The following is a 16,768-nucleotide window of genomic DNA, read 5'->3' as shown; positions in this document are numbered from 1 at the left end:
ACCGACACACAGTTTAGGACACCAAGAATGCTCGAAATTAAGAATCTGCACGCCCGCATTGCCGAGGATGGTACGGAAATTCTGCGTGGGGTGAATCTTTCGGTGAAACCCGGCGAAATGACCGCTATCATGGGGCCCAACGGCTCTGGAAAGTCGACTCTGTCCTACGTGCTTGCCGGGCGCGAGGATTATGAGGTCACCGAAGGCGACATCCTGTTTAACGGCGAATCCATCCTTGAAATGGATCCGGCCGAGCGTGCTGCCGCAGGCCTTTTCCTGGCTTTTCAGTATCCGATGGAGATCCCGGGCGTTGCCACAATGGAGTTCCTGAAGGTCGCCATGAACGCGCAGCGCAAGGCACGAGGGCTGGATGAGTTGAAAATACCGGAACTCATGAAGCGCGTGCGCGCAGCCGCCGATGAGCTCGACATGGATATGAGCATGTTGAAGCGCCCGCTTAACGTCGGCTTTTCCGGCGGCGAGAAGAAGCGGGCAGAAATTCTGCAGATGAAGCTGCTGGAACCGGCGCTCTGCGTGTTGGACGAGACAGATTCCGGCCTCGATATCGATGCTCTGAAAATCGTCTCTGATGGGGTCAACGCCCTGCGCTCGCCGGATCGGTCCGTTGTGGTTATCACGCACTATCAGCGCCTGCTCGACTATATCGTGCCGGATTCTGTGCACGTGCTCTACAAAGGCCGCGTCATTAAGTCAGGCGAGAAGGAGCTGGCCCAAGAGCTCGAGAAGAACGGTTATGCCGGGCTTGTCGGCGAAGCGGCTTGAGGATTGGCGATGAATGTTCAGACGCAAATAAAGCGTACCGCCGCCGAGGATGCCTTGATCGAGGCCTTTGCCGAACGCGGGACCTCTCTGCCGGGTAGTGCCAGCGTTGCAGAAAAGCGCAATCAAGCCGCTCGGCTCCTGGAACAGGGCCTGCCCAGTCGCAAGGTGGAAGCATGGCACTACACCGACCTGCGCCGGCTTCTGTCCTCCGTTCCGGCCTTCGACCCGACGGCGACTGCAAGCCAGAAAGAGCCTTTGATCGCCGGTTCGACGGTCCTGCCGGTGCTGAACGGCGTGGCGGGGGCGGTGAAGGCACCCGAAGGCTTCGCACTGAGTTCCGTGGCGGACAAGCTGGCTGACGGGAGCCTGGCACCATTGCTCGGACCTGTCGATAAGGACGACACGGTTTCAGCGATCAATTCTGCCTTCGCCGCCGACGGGTTCGCGCTGGATATTCCCGCCGGCGCCAGGCTCGACATCCCGGTCGAACTGCAAAATGTCCAAGCTGGCGGACAGGTCCATACGCGCTTTGCCGCTCGCGTAGGCGAGGGGGCGAACGCGACGGTGATCGAGCGACAGATGGGCGACGCCGACGCCCTTGTGTCCTCCGTCAGTCATCTTGAGGTGGGCGACGGCGCGGATGTGCTTTGGTTGATCGTGCAGGACCAGCCGGAGGGCGCCAGCCATCTCGGGCAGATTAACGTTCGTATTGGCAAGAATGCCAAGCTGACGCTTTTCGTGATGAATATCGGTGCGAAATTGACGCGCCAGGAAGTTCGCGTGGTCGCAGAAGGCGAGGGCTCGGAATTCCGGCTCCGCGGCGTCAATCTCCTGTCTGGTCAGACCCACTGTGATGTCACGATGATCCTTGATCATGCTGCACCGGCGACGGCTTCGACCGAAATTCTTCGGAACGTAGTGACCGATAAGGCCGAGGGTGTTTTTCAGGGGCAGATTCGGGTTGCGCGCGACGCGCAGAAAACAGATGCGAAAATGTCGTGCAACACGCTGCTTCTTTCTGATGAGGGCAGCTTTTCCGCCAAGCCCGAGCTTGAAATCTTTGCGGACGATGTGGCCTGCGGGCACGGCGCGACCGTGACGGAGATTGAACAGGATCATTTGTTTTACCTGATGGCGCGCGGGATCGACGAGAAGACGGCACGCGGCCTTCTGGTGAAGGCGTTTGTGGCCGAGGTGATCGAGGAGCTCGAAAACGAAGCGGTGGTTGAAGCGCTTGAAGCCCGGCTTGATGCCTGGTTTGCCGAGCACGGGTGAGGGATTTGGTCACCCACCGGGCCGGGTACCCAGAAAGCGGAGCGGATATGGACCAAAAGGTCGAGAACAACAGCTACGATGTCGAGGCGGTTCGCCGCGACTTTCCGATCCTTGCGCGTGAGGTTCATGGAAAGAAGCTGATCTATCTCGACAATGCCGCTTCCGCGCAAAAACCACAGGCGGTGATCGATACGGTTACCCACGCCTATTCCCAGGAATATGCGAACGTGCATCGTGGCCTTCATTTCCTCTCCAACGCCGCCACCGAGGCCTACGAGAAAGCGCGTGAGACTGTTCGCGGCTTTTTAAACGCGCCGAGCACTGAGCAGATTGTCTTCACTAAATCGGCAACCGAGGCGATCAACACGGTTGCTTATGGCTATGCAATGCCGCGGATCGGGGAGGACGATGAGATCGTCCTGTCGGTGATGGAGCACCATTCCAACATCGTGCCTTGGCACCTCCTGCGCGAAAGACAGGGGGCGAAGCTCGTCTGGGCTCCGGTGGACGATGAGGGCGCGTTCCAACTCGATGAGTTTGAAAAATGCCTCACCGAACGTACTAAGCTTGTCGCGATCACGCACATGTCAAACGTGCTCGGCACGGTGGCTCCGATTGCCGAGATCGTGCGCATCGCCCATGCCCGGGGTATTCCGGTGCTGGTCGACGGTAGCCAAGGTGCGGTCCACCTGCCTGTCGATGTACAGGCGCTCGGGTGTGATTTCTATGTTTGCACGGGGCATAAGCTCTACGGCCCGTCGGGAATCGGTGTCCTTTACGGCCGGCGTGAGATTCTTGAGGAGATGCACCCGTTCCAGGGCGGCGGCGAGATGATCGAGGATGTCACCCTGGATAACGTGACATACAACGATCCCCCGCATCGATTCGAGGCAGGCACGCCGCCCATTGTGCAGGCAATCGGCCTTGGTGCCGCGCTGGAATATATCCAGAAGATCGGGCGGGAGAGTATCGCTGCGCACGAGGCGGATCTAGCGAGATACGCGCATGAACAATTAAGCAAGATCAACTCTCTTCGCATCTTCGGAACGGCGCCGGGAAAGGGGGCGATCCTGTCCTTCGAGCTTGAAGGAATCCATGCTCACGATATTTCGATGGTCATCGATCGCTCAGGCGTCGCGGTGCGCGCTGGAACCCATTGTGCGCAACCGCTCTTGCAGCGCTTCGGTGTAACCTCCACATGTCGTGCATCATTCGGCCTTTATAACACGCGAGACGAAGTGGATGCGCTGGCCGAAGCGCTGGAGAAGGCACGTAGATTTTTCGGGTGAGGCCATGACCGATACCAGTCAAAAACCAGAAGTGGAAGGTGAGGCAGCGGAAGAGAAGGCGCTGACTGCTTCAGCCATTTCGCAGGATGATCTCGCGCGTATGACGGATGACATCGTCGGCGCGCTCAAGACGGTTTACGATCCCGAGATTCCGGCGGATATTTATGAACTGGGTCTCATCTACAAGATCGACATAGAGGATGATCGATCGGTGAAGATCGACATGACGTTGACAGCGCCGGGCTGCCCGGTCGCCGGCGAAATGCCGGGCTGGGTTGAAAATGCGGTGAGCTCGGTCGAGGGTGTCGGTAATGTCGAGGTCAGTATGGTTTTCGACCCGCCATGGACGCCGGATCGCATGTCCGAGGAGGCTCAGGTCGCCATCGGGTGGTATTGAATTCCATGCCTTGCAAATGGCATTCCTGCGACCCATCTTGAAAAGATTACCTTTCCGCGAGCCTTAACCTCGCTGTGAACGGAGATACCAATGGGATTTCAAGTCATTACAATGACCGATGCCGCCGCGGCGCGGGTGCGCGAAATCGTCGGCGGGCGTGAGGGCGCCAAAGGAATTCGCGTGGGCATCAAAAAGGGTGGTTGCGCCGGGATGGAGTATACCGTGGATCTGGTCACCGAGCCCGATCCCAAAGACGATCACGTGGAATATGACGGCGCGAGCGTCTACGTCGCTCCGGAGGCTGCACTTTTCCTTCTCGGCACGGAAATGGATTTTGAGGTCACTCGGATCAGGACCGGGTTCACGTTCAACAATCCTAACCAGAGTTCCGCCTGTGGCTGCGGGGAGTCCGTCGAGCTCAAGCCTGCGGATTTGAAAGCGCTCGCCGAAGCGCGCGGAGCGGCCTGACCGGAAGGCTGTCACGCAGGGCTGGCTCCATAGAGGATCTCTACGCAACTCCTCCTTCGCAGCTGCCGTATATTTGGGGGCAATATTCTGAGGGCTGCGCTTTCGCGTCGCTAGCTCTAGCTGTTCACGTGGCGTGATGCTTGACGTGGCCGGCTCGCCACGCCGTAGGAACACCAGCATCTCAAACCCGCAACACCACGGGGAGGCCGGTCTTACACCTTACCTGGAACCTTCATGAAGTCGGGTACATTATCGCCGAAGCCGATTGGCGCCTCCGGCTCCTTCTTCGACTTCTGTCGATCCGGTTTCTTTTGATCGTTAGCCCGCGCTACGCCGTTTCTGTCCTGGGATTGTGCGGCCGGTTTCTCTTTCGGTTCGACGTCCTTTTTGTCCGGCTCTTCCGCTTTTCCAGATCTTACGTCTTTACGCTTATCGCGTGTCTTGTCCGTGCGCCCGCGCTTGGGCCTCTCCTGCGGCTCGTCCGTTTCGTTGAGAGTGCTCAGATCGCCGTCCAGCCATTTTATATCCTGGCCGATCAGCTTTTCGATACCCTGCACGTACTTTTCTTCACTTCGGGTGACAAGAGTGAACGCCTTGCCTGAGCGGCCGGCCCGGCCGGTCCGGCCAATGCGGTGCACATAATCTTCCGAGTGTGTCGGCACGTCGAAATTGAAGATATGGCTCACGTCAGGGATATCGAGTCCGCGCGCTGCGACATCCGAGGCGACCAGAAGGCTCAGGTTACCGCGCCGGAAGTTCTCCAGCATCGTCATACGCGCGCGCTGGTCCATGTCGCCGTGCAGGGCACCGGCATCGAACTCGTGCCGCACCAGGGATTGGAATAGTGTCGCCACATCCGTTTTGCGGTTGCAAAAAATAATGGCGTTCTTCAGATCATCGCCCTCCGCGAGGATCAACTCGCGCAGACGAGCTCGCTTCGCCCAGGGCTTCGAACCCGACTTGACCAGATGTTGAGAAATGTTCACACCGGTGCTCGCGGGCTTCGAAACCTCTACCCGCACCGGCGCCTGCAGAAACTGTTGGGTCAGCTTCGTAATCTCCGGCGGCATGGTAGCCGAGAAAAACAGAGTTTGCCGGGTAAAGGGGATCATCTTACAGATACGTTCGATATCCGGGATGAATCCCATATCGAGCATCCGGTCGGCTTCATCAATGACCAGGATTTCCACGCCCGTCAGCAACAGCTTGCCACGCTCGAAATGATCGATCAGGCGGCCGGGCGTGGCAATCAGAACATCGGCGCCCCGTTCGAGCTTCCGCTCCTGCTCGTCAAATGAGACTCCGCCGATCAGCAGAGAAATATTCAGGCGGTGGTTCTTTCCGTATTTCGTAAAGTTCTCTTCCACCTGCGCCGCAAGTTCCCGCGTCGGCTCAAGGATTAAAGTACGCGGCATGCGAGCTCGGGCACGGCCGCGCTCCAGTCTCGTCAACATCGGCAGAACGAAGGAGGCGGTCTTGCCCGTCCCCGTCTGCGCAATCCCCAAAACATCCTTGCCGTTTAATGCGTGCGGGATGGCACCTGACTGGATTGGTGTGGGCGTCGTATACCCAGCGTCCACAACGGCCGAAAGTACTTTCGGCGACAAGCCGAGGCCATCAAAAGTCACGGCGTCTTGCGCGGTATCTTGTGTTTCTGACACGTATTGGCTGTCTTTTTGCTTTCTTGCACGACTTTAAATGTCGCACCTTACGTCCAAGTTGATGTGCCGCTCGTCGTGGGCCTAAGCCGTGGTATCCGGATTGTCAACCGCATCCACCTAGAGCGGCATCTTTTAGCGCTAAATTTGCAGCCAAACCTTCTGGCTTGGTGAAAAAACGGCGTTAATAACGGAATTGTTCCGACAAGATGCGCTCATCCCAGGAATGGCTTGCATCAAACAAGATCGTCGCGGTCAAGTCGTGGGATTCCCGAACGCGGACGGTTTCGACCGATTTGATTTCCTCGTGATCCGCCACTGCATTGACGGGGCGCTTTTCCGGCTCAAGAATCGTCAACTCCACTGTGGACTGGTTCGGCAGAAGCGCGCCGCGCCAGCGGCGTGGGCGGAATGGACTGACAGGTGTGAGTGCAAGCAGCGGGGCATCCAGCGGTAGTATCGGTCCATGTGCTGATAGGTTGTAGGCTGTCGAACCAGCCGGTGTAGCCACCATAATTCCGTCGCAGATAAGCTCTTCGAGGCGGGTTTTTCCGTCGATATCGATTTGGATTTTCGCCGCTTGATATGATTGCCGCAGTAGGGAAACCTCGTTGATAGCAAGAGCTTTCGTTGTTTTCCCAGTGCAATCGGTCGCGGCCATTTCCAGTGGCCGAACGGTCTCGGCAATTGCCTCGGCAATGCGCTCGCGCAGACCATCCTCTCGGAACTCATTCATCATGAAACCGACGGTCCCACGATTCATACCATAGATCTTTTTTTCCGATCCGATCGTCTCGCGCAGGGTCTGCAGCATGAATCCATCGCCGCCCAGTGCGACAATGACATCCGCATCTTCCGGACGTTCCTGGCCGTAGAGAACCGAAAGCCTTGCGGCAGCGGTCCTCGCATCTTCGGTATCTGCCGAAACGAAAGCAAGAGCTGGTTGGGTCATGGCGACAATTCACTTCCGTGGAGCGGGAAACGCCGTAGCACGCGATCTATCTGCCTGCAAAGCTGCTTTTCCGATCTTCGCAAAAGCCTGCGAGAATTCGTTTCCTTCCCACGCTGAATATGATATTCGCAGCTCCGTGCCCTTGTAGCTCAGTTGGTAGAGCACCTGATTTGTAATCAGGGGGTCGGCGGTTCGAGTCCGTCCGGGGGCACCACAAGGGGGTGTCCGCCCCTGCCTCGCGTTAACCTCCAAGGACCTCCACGGCGGCCACTCCACCGCTACACGCGACCGCGAAGCGAGGGAAAAGTTAGGGCAGGGGTAGGTCTTGCCACGAGGAAAAACGTGCCGCCTGTCCTCTCGGCGTGCCGGTTTGATCGATCAGCTGCCATACGACACCGTCGGAAATCTCGAATCGCCGTCCGGATCTGGCAACGCGGATACCGCGATAGTTCTCAATATAGCCCTGCCGAGAAACTGCTTCCAACAGGCGCTCTCGTTCGGCGCGTTCCGGCGCTTCGGCGGAGAGACGAGACGGCAAGACCGTGATATCATCCCATGTGTATTCGAAACAGTGCTGGGCTGTTTTGTTTGCGTAAGCAAAAACCGGATCATTCCCAGTGCCGTGCGCAAGAACGGCAAAAGGAGCATTGTAATAGAGCCAATCTGGGGTCGCGTCGGGCGGCAGGAAAGAGCGGCCAACCAGGCGAACATGGCTCTCCACCAACACCTCGAAAAAGTCGTAATCCAGAATGGGAGACTGCTGCGCCTCGTCCGCATGCGACTTCATGCATCCTCCTTTCCGCCGATCGATCGCCGATATCTCTACGCGAGATTTTGTTCACCTTAGGTGATGATCACCGCTGCTGAAAGACTACCGATAGTTCCAGACTATAAGTCGAGGGGTATATAGCGACGCTGTATGGCGCGTACGACCGCCTGGGTCTTGTTAGCGGCCCCGAGTTTGTTCATGGCGTTGACGGCGTGCGCCGTTACCGTTCGTTCTGTAATGTTCAGAATGTCTGCCGTTTCCGTCGCGGATTTCCCTGCTGCCGCCCAAACAAGAATCTCTGATTCCCGTCCAGTCAAAGCCTTTCCCTTTGGTTCTGCCGGAGGCTTCCTCAACCGAAGCGCAGTCTCGATTGCATATAGCGCAACGAAATGGAGGGCCGGTCGCGCCTCTGCGGGTAACTCCACTTGATCAACAGCAACGGAGAGACAGAGATCGCGAGAGAAAGATCGGGCGGGCACGCAGAGCCCCTGCGGCATACCGAAGTCGCGGGCAAGGGACATGACCTCGTGGGCACGTGGTTCACGCTTTCCATCGTACGGCGCATCGGACCAGAGAAACGGGAATTGGCAGTTGTGACAGTGGTTCGCTACAGGATCGGCTTTAGCGTAATCGTTCTGAACATAGAGCTCAAACCACTCCCGCGGGCAACTCTTCAGTAGGATCAGGTCTTCCAGCTTTTCGGCAGGCAGGGGTAATTCCGCGATCACAAAGTGCCTGAACCCGAAAGTCTCCATCGCGCGTTCCGTCGCAGCGGCGAACTGGTCGAAGCAGTCCACCGCTTCCATGTCTTCAGCGTAGGAGAGGGCTGCATGTGTTCTGTTGAAGCGCTGCATGCACTATGTTTCCCGCTCACCGTAAATTCCCGCGGGAGATAGGTGGCCCGGCGCGGTATAGTCCAATAACAGCCTGGGAGATGCGGTTCCTTAGAGCGACGGTGCCGCATCTACATTCCTGTTACCCGCCGACATTCCGAGCGGTAAGATGTTGCCGCGAGACATAGAGCGAAATGGCGGCCGCATTCGAGACGTTGAGCGAGCGGATCGCGCCGGGCATGTCAAGCCGGGCGAGGGTTGTCACGGTCTCGCGTGTCTTCTGTCGCAAACCCTTTCCCTCTGCACCGAGGACAAGAGCGAGCTTATCTGCCTCAAGCGCTTTCTCCAGCGCAAGGTCCCCATCGGAGTCAAGACCGATGGTCTGGAACCCGGCAGTGTGCAATTCTTCCAGCGCGTTTGCGAGATTGCGCACTTCGATGTGTTCAATATGCTCCAATGCACCAGATGCAGCCTTAGCAAGTACTCCCGATTCCGCCGGCCGGTGGCGAGTCGTCGTCACGAGCGCATCCGCGCCGAAGGCGACGGCGGATCGCATGATCGCACCAACGTTATGCGGGTCCGTCACCTGGTCGAGCACCAGAACGAGTGTAGCTTCACCCAAAGCCGATAACGGTTTGGCTGGCCGCGCCTCCACCTCAATTATAACGCCCTGATGAACTGCCTCGGCACCAATAACCGCGTCAATCTTCTTCGGCTCGACGAGTTCGGCGGGGAAGGGGAGGTCTTCCAAAGCACCGAGTTCCAGACGCTGCGCGGCGTTTCGTGTCACGAGCATTCGCTTCACCGTTCGCGCGGGATTGTCGAGTGCGGCGCGAACCGTGTGCAGCCCGTAAAGATATACCGCCTTGCTGTCGGTCTCCTGTGAACCGCTGCGGGACTGGTCGCGGTGAGCACGTCTCAGCCGCGCATAATGCCCGTCTTTTGCCGTGCCGTTTTTTCTCTGATCATTCATGCGGTTCGTATATCCAAGAATGGTGCGTGCGCATACGGAAAATCCGTGTAGCACGTGTTGACAGGATCACCACTCATAGCCATAAGGCGTCGCGGAAGCTGACGGCGCCATTGAATGGTAGCGGCGGTTTCCCATATACACGGGCCCGGCCCGATACGGAGGGGTGTCCGAGTGGTTAAAGGAGGCGGACTGTAAATCCGCTGGCTTCGCCTACGTTGGTTCGAATCCAACCCCCTCCACCATTTGCCGGCCGGCAGTGCGGGTATAGCTCAATGGTAGAGCAGCAGCCTTCCAAGCTGAATATGCGGGTTCGATTCCCGCTACCCGCTCCAGGATGTCAGCAGCACTTATCGAAGTGAATCACGCGCATTCCCAGTAAAATTCCCTCGAATGGGACGGGCCGCGGTCTCTTTAGGCCTGAGCGGGAACCTCGTTCAATAAAAAAGCCGGGCCCTGCTGGCCCGGCAAATTGAAGGTCAAAACCTTCCAGAGGGGAACACGCGATGCTCTGGGAGGAGAAGCATCGCATGCTTCCAGATAAGGAAGCGAACCCCACACTTCATGATGCCATTTTTGTTACATTAATTGGTCCAGGTGGGGTACATCACATCGAAGTCTGACGCACCACCGCCTCCGGGACAGTCCACGATGTCCGAGTCCGACAGGACTGACCCTCCGCCACCGGGCAAACCATCCAATAGGCTCTGGCGGGTCCTTGCTAGCGGGTGCGGCCAAGCCGAAATCAAGTACAGCCACCGCACCATCACAGCAAACCCCCTGCGGCACTTGCAGCGCTTTTTTCTACAAACGCTCTTGTGCTTCCGCGCTTCCTGCTGTCAGGTTGCCGCATTGGGCGTTATGGAGAGAATCGACCATGAAAATTCGTAAGAGTGCATTTGCTCCGGTGGTTCTTTTAGCGATGGCACTGGCTGGCTGTGCGACTGAACAACAGCAACGTGCGGGGACGGGGGCTGTGCTAGGAGCAGGCGCTGGGGCTCTTGCTGGTCAAGCACTCGGCCGCGATACAAAGAGCACACTAGCTGGAGCAGCAGGCGGCGCTATTCTCGGTGGCGTCATTGGCTCGGCGACAGCGCCGCAGCGGCAGGCTCAGGAACTTTGTCGCTATCAGGCTGCTAACGGCAGCATCTACACAGCGCCGTGCAACTATTAGCAGTATTACAACGGCGAGTCGTGATCGTTTTGAGTTGCGCGGCCATCGCTATGCCGAGGCCGTGTGACAGCTCGCAAGCCCCTTCCGCCGAAACGCGGGAGGGGTTTTTACGTAAGAAATGAAAAAGCCCGCTGCCGGGAGGAGTTGGCAGCGGGCTCAATTCGACAACGGGGCAGGAGGAGAAGGTGCCGTTTGGGTATCGGCATCGCATCTGAGAGGAGGAGATCGCCGGCGTGTGCGAGATAGTGTCGTTCAGACCACGGCAAGGCCTACGGATTGTCGCAGGGCGGTGTTCTGATAACGTAATGCACAGATGTCGGGATCAACCTATTCGAGATAAGGGTGAACGCGCCGCGCGGTGACTGCAGCCGCTCGCCAGCGGTTGGTCGCGGTTGTCACATGCCCGACTTTTCCGCTGAGTTCTCGCGCCAGAGCGATGCCCCGCTTCGATGTCGCACGTATGTTCTGCTCCGATAGAGGGGTTGTATTGGCAAACAGCGAGAATATATTCGTGCGGAGTGAGGACGACCTCCCCAATCTGGAAAATTTTGATCGGGACGACCCGAACACAATTGGGGAGCGTCAATGCGCAACGCTAAAGACCGCATTCGTCACGCAATCTCTTTCGAGATAATTGGATTGATCCTTATCACGCCTCTCGGTGCGTGGGCGTTCGGCACTTCCGTGCATGATATCGGCGTAGTTGCCGTTGTCAGCGCGACAATCGCGACATGCTGGAACTACGTGTTCAACCTCATGTTTGACCATGTAATGTTAAGGCTAGCGGGTGACGTGCGCAAAACTCTGCCCGTACGCGTTTTGCATGCGCTGCTTTTCGAGACAGGATTGTTGGTAGCGCTAATGCCGTTCATCGCATGGTATCTCGGCGTTTCCTTGTTCCATGCCTTCACGATCGACGTCTCTTTTGCGTTTTTCTACGTGATCTATGCGTTTGTTTTTAATTGGGTATACGACATCGTTTTTCCGTTACCGACAATTCACTCAGCGGCCGCAGAGGCCGACTAGCAGGTCAGCCGACAGTCGGCCCGCTGGCCCTACGGTCGGCGAGGCTCTCGAACCGTTTCCATGGATCAGGATGAGCTCAACTAGTATCCGTCTTCTGCATAACCACATAGGCGAATGAAGCGGACCAGCCGATCAGCACGAACCCGTTCAGCGCCTGAAACCCGGCAATGATCCTCATAGGTCCGGTGGCGTAGATGTCTCCGACCCCAAGTGTCGTGAAGCTCATAAGGGAGAAGTAGACGAAGTCGCTGAAGCCGCCCTCGAGCTTTCCGGCTAGCGCCCCCAAGCTCCGAATAGAACTGATGTACGCATAGGTGGCCGCGAAGATCAAAACCGAGAGGAGGTGGGCGCAAAGAACGCCCGTGAACGCCACAAGTATGCGCGAGCGATTGTGGTCCTCCTGCCTTGGGAGCAGTGCGTTGGTGACGTGCAAAGCTTCGTAGTGGATGAGGACCGACAGCATCACAAGGCCAAGCGACAGAACAGTTGTGACAATCATATGAATCTCCTGAGTAGAATGCGACAACTCAGGAGAGCAGTGATTTTGTTCCGCACGGCTATTCGACGGCGCAGCTCTGGATCATAACAGTGCCTGCTGGATGTCGGCCTGCGCCTCGGGCGAACGCGGAGCGTCGACCCTCGTAAGACGTTCATCGGTAGCGGGCGTTAAAGCGCCTTTGCTTCTTTCCATGAGGCCGTCAGCCAGTCTCGATTTCCTCCTGCTCTGTCAAAAAACGCAATGAAATCGATGAGGATGGCGGAGGGAAAGGACTCTTCGACAAACTCGCTTGAAGTATGACCCACATCGCGCCAGCACGCCTTCGTATTCGTAGGTGAATCTTCGCTTTCGTGGAACTTCTCTGTTCAAGACGAGGCACCGCAACACCCCTGTTTCGCCGCTCACGCCAGTATGACCTTGATAGTGTTTTCCAGTCACGCCTTCGTCGTGTCGCAGTCAAACTGGCCTGAGCGAAAGGAAACGGAAATGAAGGCAGTACACATGAACCAAATGGAGTTGGCCGCACGCTGGCGGATTAGCCCTCGTACTCTTGAGCGGTGGCGGTGGATTGGGGACGGGCCACGCTTCGTCAAACTCGGCGGCCGGGTCGTCTACCGCTTGTGTGACATCGAGGAATACGAGCAGGCGATGATCCGGTCCAGCACCTCCGGCCCTGGCCAGGCTCAGCAAGCGGGCGCGTGACCATAGCTCCAGGATGGCGGCCGGCCGAGGCGCCGCCGCTATCCCCTCCCTCTCCCTTGCTTGCTTACAGACGCTACCAATTTCGATTGAACCCACACCGCTTCTCAGTTAGCTTGATCGAAAATCCAGAAACTGGGCGCACCTAGTTTCAGGTCGGATCATGTCACTGGGAGTGCATGGTGGGAACAGAGAAGGCTGATCTTCGGTGGGGCGTCGAGCGTCGGCTCGAATTCATCGAGTTCCGCCTGTTTTGGGAGGGGCATGTGAATCGGGGCGATCTGATGGATGCGTTCAGTGTGTCGGTGAACCAGGCGTCCACCGACCTGAACCGCTACATCGGAATGGCTCCGGACAACATGGTCTACGACAAGAGCGCCCGGACCTACATCAGAGGCAGCAAGTTCGCCCCCTTGTTTCTGAAGCCCGACGCCAGCCGTTACCTCTCTCAGCTTCGTTCTGTCGCCGACGGCATCCTCGACCGTGCTGACGCCTGGATCGGCGAGTTTCCGTCCTATGACTTCGCGCCGACGCCAGTGCGGGGCGTCAACGCCCAAACGCTACGTTCGGTGGTCGCCGCAATTCGCCGATCAGAAGCCATCGAGGTCAAATACCAGTCCCTGTCCCGGCCGGAGCCGCGCTGGCGCTGGATTGCGCCACACGCGATCGGGTTCGACGGTTTCCGCTGGCATACACGGGCCTTCTGTCTCACCGACCAGAGCTTCAAGGACTTCCTTCTCTCGCGGATCATCGAGACCCGTAACACCAAGCCGAGCGAGATCAGCGCTGAAGGGGATGCCGACTGGAACGAGCATGTCACTTTGGAGATCGGACCGCATCCTGAACTGTCTGAGACGCAGCAAAAGGTCATCGCGCTCGACTACGGAATGCGCAGCGGAAGGGCCACGATCCCGGTTCGCAAGGCGCTTCTCTACTACGCGCTGAAGCGGCTAGGTCTCGACACCGACCCATCTGCCCGCCGGCCGCAAGACCAGCAGATCGTACTCTTAAACAGAAGCGCGATCGGCCAAATGCGCCTCCTGCCCGCGCCGGGTTCTGACCATGGTTAGAACCCTAGAATTCCGGACGGGGGGCGCGATCAATTGATTACTGAATACCACGCAAAGCTATTTGCGCTCGAGCTGAGCAAGCGACACTCGGTTGCCGATGCCGAAAAGCTCGCTGGCGCTCTCTTGGACGCGCAAGTGGACCTGAACCCGCATCAGGTCGAGGCCGCCTTGTTCGCGTTCAAGTCGCCCCTGTCGAAGGGAGCTATTCTGGCCGACGAGGTTGGCCTTGGAAAAACCATCGAAGCCGGGCTTGTCTTGGCGCAGAAATGGACAGAGGGCAGGCGCCGTATCCTCGTCATTACTCCGGCAAATCTGCGTAAGCAGTGGTCGCAGGAAATCGAAGAAAAGTTCTTTCTGCCAACCCTGATCTTAGAGGCAAAGAACTACAATAAATTGGCCAAAGATGGTGCGCGGCGCCCATTCGAACAGAAGAAGCTCGTTATCTGCTCGTTCCAATTCGCCGCGCGACATGCCGACGAGCTGATGGTCATCCCGTGGGACCTGGTGGTCATCGACGAAGCTCACCGGCTTAGAAACGTCTATAGGCCCGACAACCGGATCGGCCGAGCACTGAAGGGCGCGCTTGCAAATGTTCCGAAGGTACTCCTGACGGCGACCCCGCTTCAGAACTCACTGATGGAGTTGTACGGTCTCGTCAGCCTGATCGATGACTACACATTCGGCGATGTGAAGAGCTTTCGAGCGCAATATGCGCGTTTGACCGGTGACGGCCAGTTTGAAGAGTTGAAGCATCGCCTTCAGCCGGTTTGCCACCGTACTCTGCGCCGACAGGTGTTGGAATACATCCGCTACACCAACCGGATACCCATCACCCAAGAGTTCGTTCCAAGCGAGGCGGAGCAATCGCTCTACGACATGGTGTCGGAATACCTTCGGCGACCGTCTCTGCAGGCGCTGCCGTCTAGCCAGCGGACGCTGATGACCCTCATCATGCGCAAGCTGTTGGCTTCCTCTACCTTCGCCATTGCGGGCGCCCTCGACTCCCTAGCCCGGAAGCTGGAACGCCAGCTTAGGGATGACACGAACCTTCGGGAGAAGCTCGAAGAAGAACTGTCCGAGGACTACGAGGAATATGAAGAGGTCGCCGACGAATGGTCGGACAATGACGACGAGCCAGAGCTTCTGACGGCTGAAGATATTGGGGTCATCCAGCAGGAGATCGCAGATCTTCGCGAGTTCCGGGACCTTGCTGTTTCAATCTCCGAGAACGCCAAAGGGCAGGCGTTGTTGAGCGCGTTGAGAGCCGGCTTCGCCAAGACGCAAGAGCTTGGTGCAGCGCAGAAGGCCATCATATTTACCGAGTCGCGCAGGACGCAGGAGTATCTGGTACGACTGCTTTCCGAAAACGGGTACGCCGACAAGCTTGTGCTTTTCAACGGCTCCAACAGCGATCCTCAGTCGAAAGCTATCTACGAAAATTGGTTGCGGAAGCACAAGGGGTCGGATCGCGTCACTGGCTCCCGCACTGCCGACATTCGCGCCGCACTGGTGGAGCATTTCCGCGAACACGCATCAATCATGATCGCAACCGAAGCCGCGGCCGAAGGCATCAACCTGCAATTCTGCTCCATCGTCGTGAACTACGACCTGCCGTGGAACCCTCAGCGAATTGAGCAACGGATCGGGCGCTGCCATCGGTATGGACAGCTTTACGACGTGGTCGTGATTAACTTCCTCAACAAGAACAACGCGGCCGATCAGCGCGTCTACGAGCTGTTGGCTGAGAAGTTTCAGCTGTTCTCCGGCGTGTTCGGCGCTTCGGACGAGGTGCTCGGAGCCGTTGAGTCTGGCGTCGAATTTGAGAAGCGCATCGTCACCATCTACCAAAATTGTCGATCCACGGATGAGATCGAGACGGAGTTCGAGCGTCTACGCGCTGAGATGGATGAGAACATCAATGCTGCCATGGAGGATACGCGTCGGAAGTTGCTGGAGAACTTCGACGCCGAGGTCCATGACCGCCTCAAGTTCAATCTGGACAAGAGCAGAGAGTATATCGGGCGCTATGAGAGAATGTTGTGGGTCGTTACCCAGCACGAGCTGCGGCAGCACGCCAACTTCGATGATGAATACCTCGCCTTCACCTTGAAGCGCGCGCCCGACGGTTTGGACGTCCCGACCGGGGGCTACGGTATCGCCAAGAATGGCCTAAGCGAGCACAGATATCGCTTGGGGCACCCGCTCGCACAGCACGTGATTGCCAGGGCTCGCGAGCGCAATCTGAACGGTGCAGCCCTCGTGTTTGATTATTCCGCCTGGCCAGCCAAGGCGGTCAGCATCGAGCCGTTGGTGGGGCAGTCAGGCATCCTCGCCGCCCGATGCCTCAGCTTCTCCGGATTTGACGAGCAGGACCACATCCTGCTCGCGGCCAAGACGGATGATGGGCGCGATATCGACCCTGACATTGTTCGACGCCTGTTCGAGATGCCGTGCCGACAAGTCGATGGCGAGATCGGGCATGATCGGGCGCTGCTGGATCCCATACTGGCCCAACGCGAACAGGACGTCATCGAGGCGCTGAAGCGGCAGAATGCCCAGTGGTTTTCCGAGGAAAGTCGGAAGCTGGAAAAATGGGCCGAGGACAAGGTGTTTGCCGCCGAAAAAGAATTGCAGGACGCAAAGGCGCGGATCCTTGAGCTCAAGCGCGAGGCGCGAACGGCCGAATCTCCCGAGCAGCAGCATCGCATCCAGACGCAGATCCAGGAGCTGGAAAAGTCCAAGCGCCGGCTGCGCCAGCGAATCTTTGAGGTGGAGGACGAGATCATCGAAGAACGAGATCAGATGATCGCCGACCTGGAAGCCCGCCTTAAACAAGACATCAGCAAACAAGAGCTCTTCACCGTCCGCTGGGCGGTGGTGTGAGCCAACAGAACGCAGGAGAAACC

At 57.7% G+C, this 16,768-nt stretch carries 16 protein-coding genes and 3 tRNA genes; 13 read left to right on the top strand and 6 right to left on the bottom strand.

Annotation, left to right across the window (positions count from 1 at the left end; genetic code table 11):
* Window positions 1-27 precede the first annotated feature (27 nt).
* From sufC to sufA, 5 genes are all read left to right on the top strand, one after another.
* On the top strand, window positions 28-783 hold the full coding sequence (gene sufC, locus LY631_RS04635; RefSeq protein ID WP_274423967.1) for a Fe-S cluster assembly ATPase SufC: 756 nt from the start codon (window positions 28-30) through the stop codon (window positions 781-783).
* Window positions 784-792: 9 nt separating this feature from the next.
* The gene (sufD, locus tag LY631_RS04630) at window positions 793-2,058 is read left to right on the top strand and encodes a Fe-S cluster assembly protein SufD (RefSeq protein ID WP_274423966.1); all 1,266 of its coding nucleotides are present in this window, start codon (window positions 793-795) and stop codon (window positions 2,056-2,058) included.
* Between the two features lie 47 nt (window positions 2,059-2,105).
* Window positions 2,106-3,347: a cysteine desulfurase gene (locus LY631_RS04625; protein ID WP_274423965.1), complete on the top strand. Its 1,242-nt coding sequence runs from the start codon at window positions 2,106-2,108 to the stop codon at window positions 3,345-3,347.
* Window positions 3,348-3,351: 4 nt separating this feature from the next.
* Window positions 3,352-3,744 carry an SUF system Fe-S cluster assembly protein gene (locus tag LY631_RS04620; RefSeq protein WP_274423964.1) on the top strand — a complete coding sequence of 131 codons (393 nt, stop codon included), beginning with the start codon at window positions 3,352-3,354 and terminating at the stop codon, window positions 3,742-3,744.
* Between the two features lie 90 nt (window positions 3,745-3,834).
* On the top strand, window positions 3,835-4,212 hold the full coding sequence (gene sufA / locus LY631_RS04615; protein WP_274423963.1) for a Fe-S cluster assembly scaffold SufA: 378 nt from the start codon (window positions 3,835-3,837) through the stop codon (window positions 4,210-4,212).
* 212 nt (window positions 4,213-4,424) lie between these two features.
* Here the strand turns inward: sufA and LY631_RS04610 are convergent, their stop codons facing one another.
* Window positions 4,425-5,840: a DEAD/DEAH box helicase gene (locus LY631_RS04610; protein WP_274424442.1), complete on the bottom strand. Its 1,416-nt coding sequence runs from the start codon at window positions 5,838-5,840 to the stop codon at window positions 4,425-4,427.
* A 214-nt stretch (window positions 5,841-6,054) separates the two neighbouring features.
* A complete protein-coding gene (locus tag LY631_RS04605) occupies window positions 6,055-6,822 on the bottom strand; it encodes an NAD kinase (RefSeq protein ID WP_274423962.1) in 768 nt (255 codons plus the stop codon).
* Window positions 6,823-6,960: 138 nt separating this feature from the next.
* Between LY631_RS04605 and LY631_RS04600 the strand changes: the two genes are divergently transcribed.
* Window positions 6,961-7,036 (top strand) — tRNA-Thr (locus LY631_RS04600).
* Window positions 7,037-7,129: 93 nt separating this feature from the next.
* On the opposite strand, the gene LY631_RS04595 is transcribed toward LY631_RS04600, so the two are convergent.
* The 3 genes from LY631_RS04595 to rlmB form a co-directional block, all read right to left on the bottom strand.
* Window positions 7,130-7,609 carry an MEKHLA domain-containing protein gene (locus LY631_RS04595; RefSeq protein WP_274423961.1) on the bottom strand — a complete coding sequence of 160 codons (480 nt, stop codon included), beginning with the start codon at window positions 7,607-7,609 and terminating at the stop codon, window positions 7,130-7,132.
* Between the two features lie 101 nt (window positions 7,610-7,710).
* Window positions 7,711-8,445, bottom strand: a complete 735-nt coding sequence (locus LY631_RS04590) for a helix-turn-helix transcriptional regulator (RefSeq protein ID WP_274423960.1) — start codon at window positions 8,443-8,445, stop codon at window positions 7,711-7,713.
* A gap of 121 nt (window positions 8,446-8,566) precedes the next feature.
* On the bottom strand, window positions 8,567-9,397 hold the full coding sequence (gene rlmB / locus LY631_RS04585; RefSeq protein ID WP_274423959.1) for a 23S rRNA (guanosine(2251)-2'-O)-methyltransferase RlmB: 831 nt from the start codon (window positions 9,395-9,397) through the stop codon (window positions 8,567-8,569).
* 157 nt (window positions 9,398-9,554) lie between these two features.
* Here rlmB and LY631_RS04580 point away from each other — a divergent pair.
* The 4 genes from LY631_RS04580 (at window position 9,555) to LY631_RS04565 (ending at window position 11,594) form a co-directional block, all read left to right on the top strand.
* Window positions 9,555-9,639: transfer RNA gene (locus LY631_RS04580), tRNA-Tyr, on the top strand.
* A 16-nt stretch (window positions 9,640-9,655) separates the two neighbouring features.
* A tRNA-Gly gene (locus LY631_RS04575) sits at window positions 9,656-9,729 on the top strand.
* Window positions 9,730-10,271: 542 nt separating this feature from the next.
* Entirely contained in the window at window positions 10,272-10,568 is a 297-nt protein-coding gene (locus LY631_RS04570) for a glycine zipper 2TM domain-containing protein (RefSeq protein ID WP_274423958.1), read from the top strand.
* Window positions 10,569-11,153: 585 nt separating this feature from the next.
* The gene (locus tag LY631_RS04565) at window positions 11,154-11,594 is read left to right on the top strand and encodes a PACE efflux transporter (RefSeq protein ID WP_274423957.1); all 441 of its coding nucleotides are present in this window, start codon (window positions 11,154-11,156) and stop codon (window positions 11,592-11,594) included.
* Window positions 11,595-11,670: 76 nt separating this feature from the next.
* Here the strand turns inward: LY631_RS04565 and LY631_RS04560 are convergent, their stop codons facing one another.
* Window positions 11,671-12,093, bottom strand: a complete 423-nt coding sequence (locus LY631_RS04560; RefSeq protein ID WP_274423956.1) for an ion channel — start codon at window positions 12,091-12,093, stop codon at window positions 11,671-11,673.
* 486 nt (window positions 12,094-12,579) lie between these two features.
* On the opposite strand from LY631_RS04560, the gene LY631_RS04555 reads away from it, so the two are divergent.
* The 3 genes from LY631_RS04555 to LY631_RS04545 all read left to right on the top strand — a co-directional run bounded on the left by LY631_RS04555 (window position 12,580) and on the right by LY631_RS04545 (window position 16,745).
* On the top strand, window positions 12,580-12,795 hold the full coding sequence (locus LY631_RS04555; RefSeq protein WP_121987380.1) for a helix-turn-helix transcriptional regulator: 216 nt from the start codon (window positions 12,580-12,582) through the stop codon (window positions 12,793-12,795).
* Between the two features lie 176 nt (window positions 12,796-12,971).
* Entirely contained in the window at window positions 12,972-13,862 is an 891-nt protein-coding gene (locus LY631_RS04550) for a WYL domain-containing protein (RefSeq protein ID WP_274423955.1), read from the top strand.
* A 33-nt stretch (window positions 13,863-13,895) separates the two neighbouring features.
* Entirely contained in the window at window positions 13,896-16,745 is a 2,850-nt protein-coding gene (locus tag LY631_RS04545; protein ID WP_274423954.1) for an SNF2-related protein, read from the top strand.
* Window positions 16,746-16,768: the final 23 nt, after the last annotated feature.

It is taken from the genome of Chelativorans sp. YIM 93263 (genome assembly GCF_028767125.1).
Taxonomy (GTDB): Bacteria; Pseudomonadota; Alphaproteobacteria; order Rhizobiales; family Rhizobiaceae; genus Chelativorans.
This window is presented reverse-complemented; position numbering and strand designations above follow the sequence as displayed.